Here is a 16,403-nt window from a genome sequence, read left to right as displayed (position 1 = left end):
CGGTGTGGGGGGAGTGGTGGGTCACCGGGCGGCGAGCGCTGCCACGGAGCCGGCGGTGAGCGGGCCGTCCGCACCCGTGGTGCGGATGCGGAATCCGGGTTCGGGGCCGAACCGGACCTGGAGGGTGGCGCGCTCGTCGCCGAGCACCCACTCGAGTTCGAGGGTGCCGTCTGCCTCCACACGGTAGCCGAACCCGCCGCCGAACGCGGGATGCGTCGACCGCAGCCGGACGAGCGCGAGTTGCGCGCGGGTCACCTCGGTGGCGAGCGCGGCCTCCACCTCGTCCGGCGTGTACACGTGGCGGTTGACGTCGCGGCCCTGGCCGGTGCGCTGGAACAGGGCAACGTCATCCAGTCCCCCGAGCAGCCCGACGTAGTAGAGCTGCGGGCGGCCGGGGAGCCACAGCTGCACCGCGCGGGCGAGCAGGTAGCGGTTCGCGTCCGCGCCCAGGACGGAGAAGAAGGTGGCGTTGATCTGGTGCGGGAGGCTCATCCAGGCCGGGATGACGGACGCGATCGTGGAGTGCCCGCGCGTGGCGACGGCGGCCCGCTCGAAGATCGCCGCCATCTCGGCCTCGTCGATCAGGCCGGGGAGATCGCCGGCGGGACCAGCGTCGATGATGCCGATGCCGTCGTGGGTGTCGAGCACGGTGATGGCGTTCCGCGGCCGGATGCGGAGCCACTCCAGCAGGCGGTCGGAGGTCCCGGTGCCGAGACTGTGGAGCAGGAGCGGGGCGAGGGCGAAGTCGTAGACGTCGTCGACGAGCGGGGCGATCGCGAGCTGCTGCGTGTAGTGCGCGTGCACCTCGACCAGTACGCGGAGGCCTTCCGCACGGGCGAGCGAAACGATCTCGCGGACGAACCCGAGCGTCTCCGACGTCATGAAGCTGTCGGTTCCCGGCGTCTTGACCGCATACCCCACCGCGTCGAGCCGCACGGTGCTGACCCCGCCGGCGCGGAGCGTGGCGAGGATGCGGCGGAGGTAGGCGCGCGCCCGGTCGTTCGCCACGTCGAGATCGACCTGGCTGGGGAGGAACGTCGTCCAGACCAGGCGGCGGCGCCCGTCCGCCATGCGATAGGCGGTGAACGGAAGGCCGGGCCGCGGGCGGTAGAAGGCGGTGATGTCGGCCTCGGAGGCGCCGTCCGGGAACACGGTGCCGAACGTGAGGAACATGCCGTCGTGCGCGGACTGCTCGCCGCGCGCCAGCCAATCCACGAACTCCGCGGACTCGCTGGACACGTGGTTGACGATCAGATCGGCCGTGACCTCGCGGCGGGCCGCGATCGCGCGGACGTCCTCCCAGGTGCCGAGACGCGGGTCGACGGTGCCGTGGTCGATCGGGTCGAACCCGGCGTCCGCGCCGTCGAAGGGCACGAAGAACGGCAGGATGTGCACCCCGCCGAAGTCGCGCAGCGGGCCGTCGAGCAGAGCGCGGAGCCGCGGCAGGTCGCCGCCCAGCCGGTCGGCGTAGGCCAGGAGCTCGACGCGCGTCATGCGCGGGCTCCGCGCGGCTCGTCCGGGGAGGGCCCGCCGGACCCGGGAGGCGACGGGCGGTTCGCGCTGGCGTCCGGCGATCGCGGGTCCGACGGGGTCGATGCCTCGGCCAGCCGGGCGACGCCGCCGGCCGGGGAGGTGAGCACGGGCACGTCGACGCCCGCGGCCTGCGCTGCGGCGGCCATCGACGCCTGAGCGAGGACGATGACGCGCGCGCGTTCCGCGCCCCCGACGGGACTCGCGGCAGCACGGACGGCCTGCGCGATGAGGCGGTCGTGGCCGGCCTGGTCGCCCGCCGCGCGCGTAGCCGCGGCACCTCCGACGACGGTCGCCGTCACCGTGGCCCGGACGCCCCGGGCTGCCGCCTCGCGCTCGATCAACCGCGTCGTGGGCCCGAGCGTCGCGGTGTTCGTCGCCAGCACCGCGATCCGCCCTCCCGCGAGCCCGGATTCGCCGGAGGGTGGTGTGGAGGCGAGGAGCGCGACCGCTTCGGCGGCCATGGCGGCATCCACGCGGATGACGGGGACGGGGAGGGCGCCGGCCGCGTCCTCGGCCGCCTCCCCGATCGAGGAGCACGTGACCAAGATGACGTCGGCTCCCGAGTCGGCGAGGTGACGCAGGTGGGAGGCGACGCGCTCGCGGACCGCTGGCGTGACGCCCTCGGCGATGGCGGTCTCGAGCATCCATGCGTCCACGAGGTGAATGCGGCGCGCGCCCGGGAGGGCCTCCCCGACGAGCGTGTCGAATGTCGCCGCGAGCGCGGGGACGGTGTGCAGCAGCCCGGCGATCATCGCGCCTCCCGCCACGGCCGGGCCTCACGGTCGACGACCTCGATCAGCGCCTCGAGCCGCGGGACCGACAGCTCGCGCAGCGCGGACGGCACGTCGCCGCGCCCGACGACGTCGCTCCAGAGCGCACGGCCGGCGAGGAAGCCGCTCGCGCCGGCCCGGCACGCCGCCTCGACGGCCGGAAGGAACGCCGTGCGGTCGACGCCCTGCGACAGCACCACCCAGGGACCGGTGATGGAGGCGTTCAGCCGCTCGCTCTCCAGCTGCTGCTCCTTCGCGTCGCCGGTGCCCGACAGCGGCACCTGCACCTTGTAGAGGCTCTGGCCCGACGGCGACAGCTCGGCGGCCGCCTCACGGATGGCCGCATCCAGGTCCCAGCTGCCGGCATCCAGCTCTTCCGGAGTGGCCCGCACCACGGGTTCGAGCACGGAGAGCACACCGCGGGCCCGGCACTCCTTGACGAATCGCTCGACGAGCCGGACGCGCTGCTCGCGCGCGGCGTCGCGCCGCCAGATCACGAGCAGCTTCAGCGCGGCGACGCCGGCCAGGTCGGTCTGCGTGAGCACGACGTCGTCGAGCGCGGTCTCCTCCACGGGACCGCCGTCCTCCTGGGTCAGCTCATCCGCGGCGAGGATGAGGCCGGTGCGATCCGGGAGGATGTCGCGGACGGACTCGAAGCCGTAGTGCCGGTCGATCAGGAAGCCGGACGCGAGCGGGCCCAGGGCCTCGGCGACGTCCAGCTTGAACCGGATCAGCACGTCGTCGTCGGGACGCCCGGCGCCGGCCAGGTCGAACATGTGGCGGAGGCTCTCCCGCTGGTCCATGGCGACCATCGCGAGGCCGCCGGTCGGGCGGGCGATGGCGTCGAGGTCGAGCGGGGGCCGGGTGACGGGGTCGGTCATCGGGATTGAGGTTCCTTGTCGTGGAGGGCCGCCGCACGGACGAAGGCGTCCAGCAGGGCCGGATCGCCCGCGGAGGCGACGCTGTCGGCACTGCGCAGCGGCAGTGTGGTCGTGAGGCCGGCCACCCGGTGGGCGGCCAGCATGGCGGCGCCGGTCGCGACCGGCTCGGCGGCATCCACCCGGCGGAGCACGCCGGGGACGACGCGCTGCTTGAGCCGCCACCAGGCGCCGTTCGCGGCACCGGGTCCGCCGAGGAGGACGAGTTCCGGATGCCGGGGACCGGCGAGCCGCGTCTGGGCCGCATCCATCCAGGCCAGGTGCAGCGCGAGACCGGTGAGGACGGCGGTGAGCGTCGTTGCGGGGTCGGCGAGCGAGGCGCGGGATGCGCGGGATGCGCGGGATGCGCCGGCTGCCGCGTTCGGGATGCCCGGGAGCGAGGCGGGTTCGCCTCCTGCGAGGTCGACGAGTCGCAGCGCGGCGCCCCGGTCGGGCTGCGGCGACTGGCGGCCGCGGAGGTACGGCAGCAGCACCGTGCCGATCGGGTCATCCGCGAGTCCCGCCGCGCTCTGAAGGGTCTCGCGCCGATCCGCGCCGGGGAGCAGTTCGGCGAACGCCCACTCGACGAGCGCGCCGGCCGTGGGATTGCCGGCCAGCAGCGTCTCGTACCGGCCGTCGACCGAGCGCGCCAGGCTCATCCCCTGGTGGAGCGCCTCCTCGCGGGACACACCCTCGACGACGCGGAGCAACGCCTCCGCGGTGCCGACCGAGTCGGCCGCCTCCCCCGGCTCGCGGATCCCCGCCGCCCAGGCGCCCACCGCGTGATCGTGCCCCGCAGCGATCACCGGCAGGCCGTCCGGGAGGCCGAGCGCTGCCGCGGCAGGCGTGGTCAGCCTTCCCGCGACCTCGCCGGGGAGTGCGACGCGCGGGAACCGCTCCGGGGTGAGACCGGCGAGACCGAGCAGCTCGGTGTCGAACTCGGTGGCCAACCCGTCACCGGGTGCGGGAAGCCGGTACGCCATCGTCCGGGCCGCGAGGGTGTGATCGGTGACCGGCTCTCCGGTCAGCGCCGCGATCACCAGCCCGTCGGCGCCGAGCCAGCTCGCGTCGGCGATCCGGCCATCCCCGTCGTCGGCCAGCCGGAGCCAGTGGGTGAGCGGCGACTTGGCCGGGGCCGGCACGCCGGTGGCGGTGTAGAGCGCCGAAGCACCGGCCGCCGCTACCAGCCGATCGGCGGTCGCCGCATCGCCGTCGGACCAGCGGAGGAGGTCGCCGCGCGGGGCGCCGTCCGGGGCGGTCAGGCATCCCGTCTCGCCCATGGAGGCGACGCCCAGAGCCGCGACCGGGTACGGACTGTCGGCTGCGATCTCCCGGATCGCCCCGAGCACCACGGCCTGCAATCCGGCTCCGGTGTCTGCCGTGGCCACGGTCACGATGCGCTCCTCCCGAACGCCGTCGTCGCCGAGCACGGCCAGCACCACCTTGGTGTTGGTGGTGCCGACATCCACGCCGAGGGCGGCGAGAGGAGGGGAGGTCACTGCTCCATTCTGTTCACTTCCGAACATTCACGTCAAGATTTGTCCGATTATTGACAAGCAGTGCGAGCAGCCGCTTGGATGGACGGGTGCGCTACACCGACGCTCCCGCCCGCCGCGACGAGCTCCTCCGCCGCCTCTCGGCGGAGGGCTACGTCTCGTCGTCGCGCGTCGCCGAGGAGCTCGGTGTGTCGGAGATGACGATCCGCCGCGACCTGCGCCAGCTCGAGAGCGACGGACTCGCCCGCCGGGTCGTCGGCGGCGCCAGCCTGCCCAATCTCGGCCACGGCCGGCCGTTCGATGAGCGCGCGGTGACGGGAAGCGGCGAGAAGCACGCGATCGCCGAGACCTGTCTCGACCTCCTCGACGGCGCTGCGACCGTCGCACTCGACGCGGGCACGTCGGTCGCACCCCTCGCCGGGATGCTGCGGTCGGGCACGACCATCCTCAGCCACTCCCTTCCGGTCATCCAAGCGGCCATCGAGCGGGACGATGTGGAGCTGGTCGGCGTCGGCGGCGTCTACCAGAGCGAGACGCGCAGCTTCGCCGGCGCCGCCGCCCGCCGCACGATCGCCGACTACTCGGTCGACGTCGCCGTCCTCTCCGCCACGGCGGTCGACAGCCGCGGCATCCTCTGCGCCAACGCCCTCGACGCCGAGCTCAAGCAGGAGCTGGCACGCGCCGCGCGCACCACGGTGCTGCTGGTCGACCACTCCAAGCTCGGTGCGCGGGCCCCGATCCGGGTGGGCGGCCTCGACCTCGTGGATGTGATCGTCACCGATGCCGGCGCCGATCCGGACGACCTGCAGGCCCTTCGCGACGCGGGCGCCACGGTTGTCATCGCGGGCGGAGCCGGCGCGCATCCGGTCGGCACCACTCGCCGCCGGCGGCGCGCTCGCGACGGCGTGTCGCGCCGACTCGACGGCGCGGAGAGCGACACGACCGAGGTCGGCACGGAGAGCGACACGACCGAGGTCGGCGTCTCATGATGCGGCTCGGCGTCGTCGCGGACGACGTCACCGGAGCGTGCGACCTGGCAGGCCGCGTGGTGGAAGCGGGCATCCCGGCCAGCGTTCTGCTCGGGACGCCGAGCGATTCCGCCCGCGGGGACCTGTTCCCCGCCGAGGGATCCGCGGCGGCGGTCGTCGCCCTCAAGGTGCGGACCGCCCCCGTGGACGAAGCGGTGGCCGCCTCGACCGAGGCGGCCCGCTTCCTGCTCTCCTCGGGTGCGACGCTGCTCTATCAGAAGTACTGCTCCACCTTCGACTCGACGCCGTCGGGGAACATCGGCCCGATCGCCGACGCCCTGGCCGAGATCGCCTCCGGGACGGATCGCCGGGATGCCGCCTCGACCGTCCGCACTGCCTCCGCCGTGAGCATCGGCACACCGGCGACACCGGGCGCGGGCCGCACACAGTACGAGGGCACGCTGTTCGTGAACGGCGTGCCTCTCGCGGAGTCGCCCATGCGCAGCCATCCGCTGACGCCGATGCGCGACTCGAACCTGATCCGGCTGCTCGCTCCGCAGACGTCCGCGCCGGTCGGCCTCGTGCGCTGGGAGGATGTCCAGCGCGGCGCGGAGGCTGTCGCGGCCCGAGTGGGCGACGGCCACATCCTCGTGGATGCGCTCACCGAGCACGACCTCGACATCGTCGCGCAGGCCGTTCTCCGCGTTGCGGAAGAACGACCGGTCGTCGCCGCCGGGGGTGCGGGCGTCGCGACGGCGCTTGCTCGCGTGTCGGTACCCGGCCGACCCTCGGCATCCGACTCCCCGGAGAAGGCCGACCGCCTCGTCGCCACCGCCGCCTCCGCGGTCTCCGCCGTCTCAGCCCCCGTCCTCGAGCACAGCGCGGACACCCTCCCGCCGGTGCCCGTGACGGGACGTCTCATCCTCGCCGGCAGTGCCTCGGCCGCGACGCGGGCGCAGATCGAGGCGTTCCGCGGCGAGCGCCACCTCCTCGATCCCCTGGCCCTCGCCGACGACCCGACGACGCTCGCGCGCCTCCGGGATGCGCTCGCCGCGCGTACGGACCGACGCGCGCAAGTCCTCATCCATGCCTCGCCGCACGTGGCCGTCGCGCAGCGCGAACTCGGCACCGAACGGGCCGCCGCCCTCCTCGAAGCAGCTCTCTCGGAGCTGGCGGCCTTCGCCGTCCACGAGCTCGGATACAGTCACCTGATCGTCGCCGGCGGCGAGACGTCCGGAGCGGTGACCGGCCGGCTGGGCATCACCCGCCTGCGCATCGGGGTGCAGGCCGCACCCGGCGTCCCGTGGGCGGTCACGACCAGCCCGGGCGAAGAGGGCGAGCACAGTGACCGCGGCGAACACCGCGACCGCGGCGAACACCGCGACCGCGGCGAGCACCGCGACCGCACCATCGCCGTGCTGCTCAAGTCCGGCAACTTCGGCGGTCCCGGTCTCTTCAGCGACGCGTGGGAGGTCGCACCGTGACCACGCCCGGCGACGCTCTCCGAACCCAGGAGCGGGAGGCGCGCGCGGCCATCGTGCGGGCGTGCCGTCATCTCTCGGCCGCTGGGCTCTCCCCGGGGAGCTCGGGCAACGTGAGCATGCGCGTCGGCTCCCGCATCATCGCAACGCCCACCGGACGGTCGCTGCGTTCGGTGACCGAGGAAGAACTGGCTGCGACCCCCGCCGACGGCGATGGCGCCCCGCGACCCACGAAGGAACTGCCGCTCCACGCCGCCATGTACGCCGCGCATCCCGAGGCGACCGCGGTGGTGCATCTCCACTCCCCGTCGGCGACGGCCATCGCCTGCCTGCCGCCCGGCGATGGCGGACTGGCGCAGCTGCCGCCGCTGACGCCGTACCGGGTGATGCGTCTGGGGGAGGTCCCGCTCGTCCCGTACGCGCGGCCGGGCAGCGCCGAGCTCGCGGCCGGGGTGGCCGCGGCCGCACCCCGGAATCCCGTACTCCTCCTCGCGAATCACGGTCCTGTGGTCGCGGCGCCGACTCTCGACGCGGCGATCGACCTCGTGGAGGAGCTCGAGACAGCGGCTCGGCTCACGCTCCTCCTCCGGCAGGCGCCGGCCGTCGCCCTCGATGCGGCTGCGATCGCCGCCCTCACTCCGCCGGGACGCTGAGCCGAGCCCCGAGCCCCGCCACCGACTCCCCGCCGGCCACCGCACTCCACCTCGCCGCTTCCACCGCTCGATCCCCCTCAGGAGCATCCCGTGTCCAGCGTCCGCGCTGCCCGTCCATCCCCGTCCGATCCGTCCGGTCCGTCCGATCCGTCGGGTCCGTCCGGTCCGTCCAGTCCGTCCAGTCCGTCCGCCTCGCCTCCGCCCTCCGGCCGTACGCCTCGCGGCTCCGGCATCCCGTCCGCACGGCCGTCCGAGCAGCACCTCGCCTCGGTCCCCCGGTTCCTGCTCTGGCAGGCGGCGCGGCAGCCGGCGACGCTCGGCGCCGGCGTGCTGTTCGGCGTCGTCTGGATGCTCTGCCAGGCCGTCTGGCCGTACCTGCTCGGCCGCGCCGTCGACGAGGGCGTCACGGGCGACACCGGCCGGTTGTGGTCGTGGTGCGGCGCACTGCTGGCCGTCGCCGCCGTGCAGGCCGTCGCGGGGATGCTGCGGCACCGCATGGCCGTGTCCAACTGGCTGCGCTCGTCGCTCGGTGTCGCGCGGCTGATCGGCTACCACTCGGCCGAGACCGGGCCGGCGATCACGGCGACCACCTCCTCCGGCGAGATCGTGGCGACCGTCAGCACCGACTCCCTGCGACTCGGCGCGATGTTCGACGTGACCGCGCGTCTCGGCGGCGGCGTCGTGGCGTTCATCGCGGTCTCGCTCATCATGCTGAGCGCGTCCGTTCCCCTCGGCCTCACCGTCGTGATCGGCGTCCCCGCCGTGGCGCTCGTGCTCGCGCTGCTGCTGCGTCCGCTGCGCGCCCGGCAGGCGGCGTGGCGTGAGGAGTCCGGCGGCCTCACCACCCTCGGCGCGGACACCGTCGTCGGCCTGCGCGTGCTGCGGGGCATCGGCGGCGAGCACGAGTTCGTCGAGCGCTACGCGAAGCAGTCGCAGCGGGTCCGGGCGGCCGGCGTCGGCGTGGCGAAGACGCAGAGCTGGCTGGACGGCCTCCAGGTGCTGCTGCCCGGAGCCTTCCTGGTCTTCATCGTCTGGTTCGGCGCACACCTCGCGGTCGAGGGAAGCATCACCCCCGGGCAGCTGACGGCCTTCTACGGCTACGCCGCCTTCCTCGTGCTGCCCCTGCGCACGGCCGTGGAAGCGGCGCAGACGTTCACCGCCGGCATCGTGTCGGCCCGCCGCGTGCTCTCCGTGCTGCGCACCCGGCCGGCCGCACGCGACGACGCGGAGACCGCCGCGGCGCCGGCATGGGGCTCCGCCATCGAGGACCTCGCCTCCGGCGTCGTCATCCAGCCCGGCCGGTTCACCGCGATCGTGGATGCGAACCCCGACGAGGCCGCCGCCATCGCCACCCGGATCGGACGCTTCGACGACGCGACGCTCCGCGAGGCGCCGGTGCTCTGGGGCGGCGTCGACCACACCCGCGTCCCGGTGCGCGATGTGCGCGAACGCATCGTCGTCAACGACGCCGACCCGCACCTGTTCGGCGGCCGGCTCCTCGACGGGCTCGACACGCTGCCCATCCGCGACCGCGAGTACACCGACACCTCGACGGGCCGGCTGCGCCGCGTCTCCGCCGCTCTGGATGCTGCAGCGGCGACCGAGACCGTGGATGCGCTCCCCGCCGGGGTGCACGAACGCGTGGCCGAGCGGGGCCGGACGTTCTCGGGCGGTCAGCGCCAGCGGCTCAGCCTCGCGCGCGCCCTGCTCACCGACGCGGAGGTGCTGGTGCTGATCGAGCCGACGAGCGCCGTGGATGCGCACACCGAGGCCCGGATCGCGGAGCGGCTGCGCGAGGCACGGGACGGTCGCACCACGGTCGTCGTCACCGCCAGCCCCCTGCTCCTGGACCGGATGGACACCGTCGCCGTCGTGAGGAAGGGACGCGTCGTCGGCACGGGCGGCCACCAGACGCTGCTGCGCCAGGAGGACGACTTCGGCGACCTGTACCGGGCCATCGTCTCCCGCACCATCTCCGCCGCCGAACCGGCGGACGGCGAGGATCTCGACGCTGCCTGGACCGGCTCCATCGACACGCTGTGGACGGCCACGCATCCCGTCAGCGCCCAGCGCCCTGCTCCGCCGGCGAAGAAGACGCAGCGGGCCAAGAAGGCGGACAAGCCGAAGAAGGCGGACAAGCCCAAGAAGGGACCGGGCGATGCTCCTTCCGATCGCTAGCACCCGAACCGTCCGGGCGACCGGAGCCCGGCTGATCCGCCAGCACCGGCGGGGCCTGTCGCTCGTCCTCGCGCTGCACACCCTCGCCGCGGTCGCCGGCCTCGCGGGCCCCGCCCTGATCGGCGTCATCATCGACGGCGTCACCGGCCACTCGCTCACCAGCGGCGGGATCGACACGATCGCGATCGTCCTGCTCGGTGCGATCGCCTGCCAGGCCGTCCTCATCCGCTTCGCCCAGCGCCAGTCGATGGTGCTCGGCGAGGGGGTATTCGCGCAGCTGCGGGAGGAGTTCCTCGCGACGGTCGCGCGCCTCCCGCTCTCGATCGTGGAGGCGGCCGGCACCGGCGACCTGCTCGCCCGGACCACCAACGACATCCAATCGGTCGCGCAGACCGTCCGGTTCGGCGTCCCGCGCATCCTCGTCGCCGGCGTCACGGCGGTGCTCACGGTCGTGGCGGCCTTCCTGGTGAACCCGGCGGTCGCGGTCGCGATGTTCGCCGGGGTGCCCATCCTCGTCGCCGCGGCGCGCTGGTACCTCAAGCGTTCCGGTCCCGGATACCAGCGGCAGCTCGCGTCCTACGCCACCCTGGGCGGCACGATCAGCGAGACCGTGGATGGCGTGCGCACCATCGAGGCGCTCAGCCTCGCCCCCGCCCAGCGCGCCAAGATCGACGCCGCCCTGCGGGAGCGGCGGGACTCCGAGTGGTACACGCTGTGGTTGCGCTCGTGGTTCTTCCCGAGCACCGACATCGCCTTCCTGCTGCCCGTGATCGTCGTCCTGGTCTGGGGCGCCTTCCTGGTCGGAGCCGGCGCAGCCACCATCGGAGCGGTCACGGCGGTGGCCCTGTACGCGATGCAGCTGGTGTCCCCGATCGACGAGCTCATCAGCTGGCTGGACGAGATCCAGGTCGGCACCACGGCCCTGTCGCGGATCATCGGCGTCGGCGACGTCCCGGAGGACCGCCAGGCCACAGGAGAGCAGCCCGCCGACGAGCACGTGGTGGCCGAGGATGTGCGCTTCTCGTATCGCGAGGGCACCGAGGTGCTGCACGGCGTGAGCCTCGACCTCGACGTGGGCGAGCGGGTCGCCATCGTCGGGCCCTCCGGCTCCGGAAAGTCCACCCTCGGGCGGCTGATGGCCGGGATCACCGAGCCGACCGGCGGCCGGATCACGGTGGGCGGAGTCCGCCTCGTCGACCTGCCGCTCGACGACCTCCGCAGCCACGTGGCGCTCGTCACCCAGGAGCATCACGTCTTCGTCGGCACGATCGCGGAGAATCTGTCGCTCGCGAAGCCCGGTGCCGGACGCGACGAACTCGCGCGGGCCCTCCGGGTGGTGGATGCGCTGCGCTGGGTCGCCGCCATGCCGAAGGGTCTCGACACGGTCGTCGGCTCGGGCGGGGTCGTCCTCACGCCCGCCCAGGCGCAGCAGCTCGCGCTCGCGCGGCTGGTGCTGCTCGACCCGCACACGCTCATCCTCGACGAGGCGACCTCCCTCCTCGACCCGACAGCCGCGCGCGACCTGGAGCGCGCGATGAACCGCGTGCTCCAGGGCCGCACGGTCGTCGCCATCGCGCACCGGCTGCACACCGCACACGACGCCGACCGCATCGCCGTGGTCCGCGACGGCCACGTCGAAGAGCTCGGCAGCCACGAGGAGCTGGTCGCGGCCGGCGGCGCGTACGCCGAGTTGTGGTCGTCGTGGCACGGGGCAGGACGATGAGCGCGCTGGCCTGGCGGGGCGTCGTCGAGGGCTTCTACGGGGAGCCCTGGTCGCACGCCGACCGTCTCGCCTGGTTCGAGCGCGGCGGTGCGATCGGTCTCGACCGCTACGTGTACGCCCCGAAGGACGACCGCTGGCACCGCGAGGAGTGGCGGGAGCCCTATCCCGCACCCCGGCTCGCCGAGCTGGCCGCGCTGAACCGCGCGGCCGCCGAACGCGGCGTGGACTTCGTGTACGGGATCTCGCCCGGCCTGTCCATGCGGTTCGGCGAGGACTCCGAGCACCTCGCGCTGGCCGCGAAGTGCCGTCAGCTTCTCGACGTCGGCATCCGCTCGTTCGCCCTGCTGTTCGACGACATCCCGCTGGAGGATCCGGAGGCGCTCGGCCGCGCCCACGGGGACACTGCGGCGCGCTTCCAGCGGTCGTTCCTGCGTCCCGCGGGCATCGACGAGCCGATGCTGCTGTGCCCGACCGATTACGCCGGCGTCGAGCGCACGCCGTACCGCATCGGCCTCGCCGAGACGCTGCCGCCGGACGCGCACATCCTGTGGACCGGTCCGGACATCGTGGTCGGCACCGTGACCGCGGACGATATCACCCGGGCACGGCGCAGCTTCGGCCGTGACCTCGTGCTCTGGGACAACTTCCCGGTGAACGACTTCGACCGTTCGCGCCTCTTCCTCGGTCCGCTGACCGGCCGGTCGGTGGCGCCGGGCCTCGTCGGAATCGTGTCCAACCCGATGGTGGAGGCGGCCCCCTCGCACCTCGCGCTCGAGACCGTGGCCGAGTGGGCGGCGGATCCCGACGGCTACGACGCCGCGGCCGCCGCGCAGCGCGCGTACGCGACGGTCGTCGGCGCCGACGGCGGCCTGCGCACTCTGGTGGAGGCGTGCAGCGCGTGGCCTCCCAGCGCGCCGCGCTGGCCGAGCCTCGGCGCCGCCATCGAGGCGGGCCGGTGGGAGGAGGCCGGGGCGCTGCTCGGCCGGCTCGCCGCCACGCACACGGGTGACGCCGTGCCTTCCGACCTCGTCGAGCAGCTCCGGCCCTGGACCGCCGCGGCACGCGCGGCGGGCACCGCCGGTGCGCTCGCCTGCCGGGTGCTGGCGAGAACCACAGACGACGACACCGCGGCGGACGACGCAGCGCCCGCCCTCCTGGCAGCCCGGCGCGAACTGGAGGCGGAGTACGCCGACGTCGCCCGGGCCGCCGTCCTCTCCCTGATCGACGCCGCCCTCGACCGCCTCGGGGTCTCCCACCCGCGCGTCCGCGGCGAGGGCGCCCTCGTCTCCGTGCTCAGCGGCCCGAACCCGGCTCCCGGCGACCGCGAGCTCGTGGAGTTCCTGGCCGGCTCCGGGATGCGCGCCCACCTCGGCGACCATCCCGACGCCGACCTCCACATCGTCACCCGCAACGCGCATCCCGAGGCGGCCCGCGCCGCCGCTGCCCGGCCTGTCCCGCTGCTCGGCTGGGGCCACCTGGTGTCGCTCGGCCTGGCGACGTCGGAGAGCGTCCCGCTGGCGCTGGACCGCATCCACATCCCGGACACCGGCCATCACGCGGCCGCCGGCCTCGTCGGCGAGGTGGTCGTCTACCGCGGACGCTCGAAGCTGACGGTGGTCGACCCGCCGCATTCCGCCACCGTCATCGCCCGCGACCCGGAGTCCGGGCGGGCGGTGATCGCCGTCACCCCGGCCGGCAGCCCGCTCGCCGACGGCACCGTCGCGCCCGCCGGCCGCGCCACCTTCTTCCTCGCCGCCGATGGCTTCGCCCCCTGGCTGGTGACCCCGGAGGCCCGTTCCCTGCTCCTGGCCACCATCCAGGAACTCCTCACCCCCACCATCGCCGCCTCGCACCACCCGGCTGCCGAGGGCGTGCCGACGGAGTGACCGCGAAGCGATCGTGGCGTGCAGGGCGGACGAGAGAGCGGGAGGGAGGCGGGAGAGCAGCCCGGAGAAGAGCCGCCTAGAGTAAAGGCTGTATGGCTGAGCATCCTCCCGCATCCCTCTCCGTCCAGCCCGAGCCCGTCGTCGTCACCAGCGACCCCGGCATCGGCGCGCCCCGATTCGCCCGCGACGACGTCGTGCAGCGGAAGGGGCTGTTCACGCTGGTCTCGGGTCCCTTCACGCCTCGGGAGTCGATGATCGAAGACCTCGTCGCCGTCCGGGATGCGCTCGATGCCGCAGGACTGGAGTACCTGCTCGTCCGCGACGACGACAACCGCCTGATCGTCGCCCTCGACCGACGGCGGCGGAAGGAAGTCTCCGCGGCACTGGCCGCGGCCTTCGCCGACGAGCCCTTCTACTCCCGCAGCATCGACCACGACGGTGACGGGCACGGCGACGACCTGCTGATCGCCGATGGACGGCTCTCCCGCCGCAAGGCCGACGTGCTGCGGGTGTACCGCCCCCGGCTCGAGCCGATCGGCCGGCTGCGCTACGGCGCGGACACCGCCTTCCAGCTGGAGTTCTGGAAGTTCGGCGACGACGAGATCACCGCGCCGCGCCCGAACGCCCTGATGCGTCCCCGGCTGCCGCGGGGCGAGGCCGTCGAGGCCGAGGTCGAGCTCTACGGCCGCCGCTGGCGCACCCTGCAGTACATGTTCGACCCGCTGGCGAGCGACGTGGCCTTCGACATCGACATCGTCTTCTCGTGGGTGGATGGGTCCAGCGCCGAATACCAGCGGCAGCGCGCCGCGCGGATGGCCGCCTACGTGGTCGGAGAGGGCGACGACAACGAAGCGCGCTTCCGGCAGATCGACGAGCTCAAGTACGCGCTGCGCAGCGTCCACATGTTCGCGCCGTGGATCCGCAACATCTACATCGCGACGGATTCACCGGTGCCGCCGTGGCTGGATCCCGAGCACCCGCGCATCCACATCATGCGCAGCGAGGACTTCTTCGCCGACACCTCCACTCTGCCGACGCACAACTCGCATGCCGTCGAGAGCCAACTGCACCACATCCCCGGGCTGGCGGAGCACTTCCTGTACTCGAACGACGACATGTTCATCGGCCGTCCGCTCTCGCCCGACGTGTTCTTCTCGCCGGGCGGCGTGACCAAGTTCGTGGAGGCCGGGACCCGGATCGGGCTCGGCGAGACGGACCCGGCCCGCAGCGGCTTCGAGAACGCGGCCCGCGTCAACCGCCGGCTGCTCTGGGAGCGGTTCGGCGCCGTCACCACGCGGCACCTCGAGCATTGCGCCGCGCCGCTGCGCATCGGCGTCCTGCGCGAGATGGAGCAGGAGTTCGCCGAGGACTTCCGGCGGACGGCCGCCAGCCCGTTCCGCTCCGCGACCGACATCTCGGTGACCAACTCGCTGTACCACTACTACGCGCTGATGACCGGGCGGGCGGTGACCCAGACGCAGGCGAAGGTGATGTACGTCGAGACGACGCTCCGGCAGGCGCCGGAGATGATGCGCCGCCTGCTGAAGAAGCGCGACCAGGACATGTTCTGCCTCAACGACGGCTCCAAGCCCGAGATCCAGCCGGAGGAGCGCACCCGGATCGTCACCGACTTCCTGGAGCGCTACTTCCCCTTCCCCGCCCCCTGGGAGCGCCCCGCCCCCTGACCCCGCGCCTCACCCCCACCCCCCGCGCTCACCCCCCACCGTCGAGTACGCACAGATTGCACGCGACACGCCGGGCGAGCGTGCAATCTCTGCGTACTCGACGGTGGGGGGTGAGCGCGGGGTGGGTGGGGCGCGGGGGCGGGAGCGGGGGGCGGGAGCGCGCTAGGCGAGGACGGCGATGGGCTCGGTGGGCGCCTCGTGGCGAGCAGCGGGAGGGATGCGGATGCCGTCGGCGGCCAGGCGCCGGGCCGACTCCTCCGCATCCACGTAGTCGAGCGTCGGGTAGTGGCCCAGCGGCACCACCGAGTGCAGCACGGTGTTCGGGTAGACGTGCACCAGGTTGAAGGCACGGGCTCCGTCGCGGCCGCGCGTCCCTCCCGTCGGCACGGTGAGGTCCTGCGTGTAGCAGCTGGCGGACGCGACCGAGACCGGGATGCCGGCGAACGTCGCCGTGGACGAATAGTGGAGGTGCCCGGCGATGATGCTGCGCACGTCGCTGCCCTCGAGGACCTCGCGCAGCTGCGACTGGTCCCGCAGCTCCACCGACACCGCGAGGTCGAGCACGCTCGGGATGGGCGGGTGATGCATCGCGAGGATGGTCCCCTCGGGTGCCGGCATCGCCAGCTCCGCGGCGAGCCAATCCAGCTGCGGCTCGCTGACATCCCCGTAGTGGTGCCCGGGGACGGTGGAGTCGAGCGCGATGACCCGCAGGCCGCCGATCCAGTACACGTCATCGACCGGTGTCACCTCCGGCAGCTCGTCGCGCAGCCCCGCCCGGAAGGCCGCGCGGTCGTCGTGGTTGCCCATCACCCAGATGACGCGGGCGCCCATCCGCTCGGCGACCGGCTCGACCAGGGCGCGCAACCGCGCGTAGGCGTCCGGCTGACCGCGGTCGGCCAGGTCGCCGGTGAAGACGATCGCCTCCGGCCGTCCGCCCGATGCCTCGACCTCCGTGAGGAGAGCGCGGAGGTGCCGCTCGCTGTCGACGCTGCCGTAGAGCTTCTCGCCTCCCGCCAGCACGTGCGTGTCGCTGATGTGGAGAAGAAAGTGGTCCGGCCGCGGGTACTCCGCGATTCGCGTCTTCACGGGGCTATCACACCACCTGGATCTGAA

The 16,403-nt window shown here is 73.5% G+C and carries 12 protein-coding genes; 7 read left to right on the top strand and 5 right to left on the bottom strand.

What is annotated here, in order from left to right; genetic code table 11:
• Positions 1-21: 21 nt before the first annotated feature.
• From BM287_RS11540 to BM287_RS11525, 4 genes are read right to left on the bottom strand one after another with little or no spacing between them, the layout of a single operon-like run.
• Entirely contained in the window at positions 22-1,494 is a 1,473-nt protein-coding gene (locus BM287_RS11540; RefSeq protein WP_090039661.1) for an alpha-amylase family glycosyl hydrolase, read from the bottom strand.
• Positions 1,491-2,300: an aspartate/glutamate racemase family protein gene (locus tag BM287_RS11535; RefSeq protein WP_090039658.1), complete on the bottom strand. Its 810-nt coding sequence runs from the start codon at positions 2,298-2,300 to the stop codon at positions 1,491-1,493. Before BM287_RS11535 ends, BM287_RS11540 begins: the two co-directional genes overlap by 4 nt.
• Positions 2,282-3,184: a hypothetical protein gene (locus BM287_RS11530; RefSeq protein ID WP_090039656.1), complete on the bottom strand. Its 903-nt coding sequence runs from the start codon at positions 3,182-3,184 to the stop codon at positions 2,282-2,284. Before BM287_RS11530 ends, BM287_RS11535 begins: the two co-directional genes overlap by 19 nt.
• Entirely contained in the window at positions 3,181-4,719 is a 1,539-nt protein-coding gene (locus BM287_RS11525; protein WP_244528183.1) for an FGGY-family carbohydrate kinase, read from the bottom strand. Before BM287_RS11525 ends, BM287_RS11530 begins: the two co-directional genes overlap by 4 nt.
• A gap of 86 nt (positions 4,720-4,805) precedes the next feature.
• On the opposite strand from BM287_RS11525, the gene BM287_RS11520 reads away from it, so the two are divergent.
• The 7 genes from BM287_RS11520 (at position 4,806) to BM287_RS11490 (ending at position 15,290) form a co-directional block, all read left to right on the top strand.
• Positions 4,806-5,705, top strand: coding sequence for a DeoR/GlpR family DNA-binding transcription regulator (locus BM287_RS11520; protein WP_244528181.1), 900 nt, complete (start codon positions 4,806-4,808; stop codon positions 5,703-5,705).
• Positions 5,702-7,168 carry a four-carbon acid sugar kinase family protein gene (locus BM287_RS11515; protein WP_244528179.1) on the top strand — a complete coding sequence of 489 codons (1,467 nt, stop codon included), beginning with the start codon at positions 5,702-5,704 and terminating at the stop codon, positions 7,166-7,168. Before BM287_RS11520 ends, BM287_RS11515 begins: the two co-directional genes overlap by 4 nt.
• A complete protein-coding gene (locus BM287_RS11510) occupies positions 7,165-7,818 on the top strand; it encodes a class II aldolase/adducin family protein (RefSeq protein ID WP_090039649.1) in 654 nt (217 codons plus the stop codon). The genes BM287_RS11515 and BM287_RS11510 overlap by 4 nt, the downstream gene beginning before the upstream one ends.
• A gap of 90 nt (positions 7,819-7,908) precedes the next feature.
• Positions 7,909-9,996: an ABC transporter transmembrane domain-containing protein gene (locus BM287_RS11505; RefSeq protein ID WP_244528177.1), complete on the top strand. Its 2,088-nt coding sequence runs from the start codon at positions 7,909-7,911 to the stop codon at positions 9,994-9,996.
• The gene (locus BM287_RS11500; RefSeq protein WP_090039648.1) at positions 9,977-11,719 is read left to right on the top strand and encodes an ABC transporter ATP-binding protein; all 1,743 of its coding nucleotides are present in this window, start codon (positions 9,977-9,979) and stop codon (positions 11,717-11,719) included. Before BM287_RS11505 ends, BM287_RS11500 begins: the two co-directional genes overlap by 20 nt.
• Entirely contained in the window at positions 11,716-13,605 is a 1,890-nt protein-coding gene (locus tag BM287_RS11495) for a protein O-GlcNAcase (protein WP_090039765.1), read from the top strand. Before BM287_RS11500 ends, BM287_RS11495 begins: the two co-directional genes overlap by 4 nt.
• Positions 13,606-13,697: 92 nt before the next feature.
• Positions 13,698-15,290: a stealth family protein gene (locus BM287_RS11490; RefSeq protein ID WP_090039645.1), complete on the top strand. Its 1,593-nt coding sequence runs from the start codon at positions 13,698-13,700 to the stop codon at positions 15,288-15,290.
• 162 nt (positions 15,291-15,452) lie between these two features.
• Here the strand turns inward: BM287_RS11490 and BM287_RS11485 are convergent, their stop codons facing one another.
• The gene (locus tag BM287_RS11485; RefSeq protein WP_090039644.1) at positions 15,453-16,376 is read right to left on the bottom strand and encodes a phosphodiesterase; all 924 of its coding nucleotides are present in this window, start codon (positions 16,374-16,376) and stop codon (positions 15,453-15,455) included.
• Between the last annotated feature and the right edge of the window lie 27 nt (positions 16,377-16,403).

It is taken from the genome of Leifsonia sp. CL147 (assembly GCF_900114565.1).
GTDB lineage: Bacteria > Actinomycetota > Actinomycetes > Actinomycetales > Microbacteriaceae > Leifsonia.
This window is presented reverse-complemented; position numbering and strand designations above follow the sequence as displayed.

Excerpts from the sequence above, each read along its gene's own strand:
- BM287_RS11490 (WP_090039645.1), top strand. The coding sequence starts at position 13,698 with ATGGCTGAGCATCCTCCCGCATCCCTCTCCGTCCAGCCCGAGCCCGTC.
- BM287_RS11540 (WP_090039661.1), bottom strand. The coding sequence starts at position 1,494 with ATGACGCGCGTCGAGCTCCTGGCCTACGCCGACCGGCTGGGCGGCGAC.
- BM287_RS11500 (WP_090039648.1), top strand. The coding sequence starts at position 9,977 with ATGCTCCTTCCGATCGCTAGCACCCGAACCGTCCGGGCGACCGGAGCC.
- BM287_RS11530 (WP_090039656.1), bottom strand. The coding sequence starts at position 3,184 with ATGACCGACCCCGTCACCCGGCCCCCGCTCGACCTCGACGCCATCGCC.
- BM287_RS11495 (WP_090039765.1), top strand. The coding sequence starts at position 11,716 with ATGAGCGCGCTGGCCTGGCGGGGCGTCGTCGAGGGCTTCTACGGGGAG.
- BM287_RS11515 (WP_244528179.1), top strand. The coding sequence starts at position 5,702 with ATGATGCGGCTCGGCGTCGTCGCGGACGACGTCACCGGAGCGTGCGAC.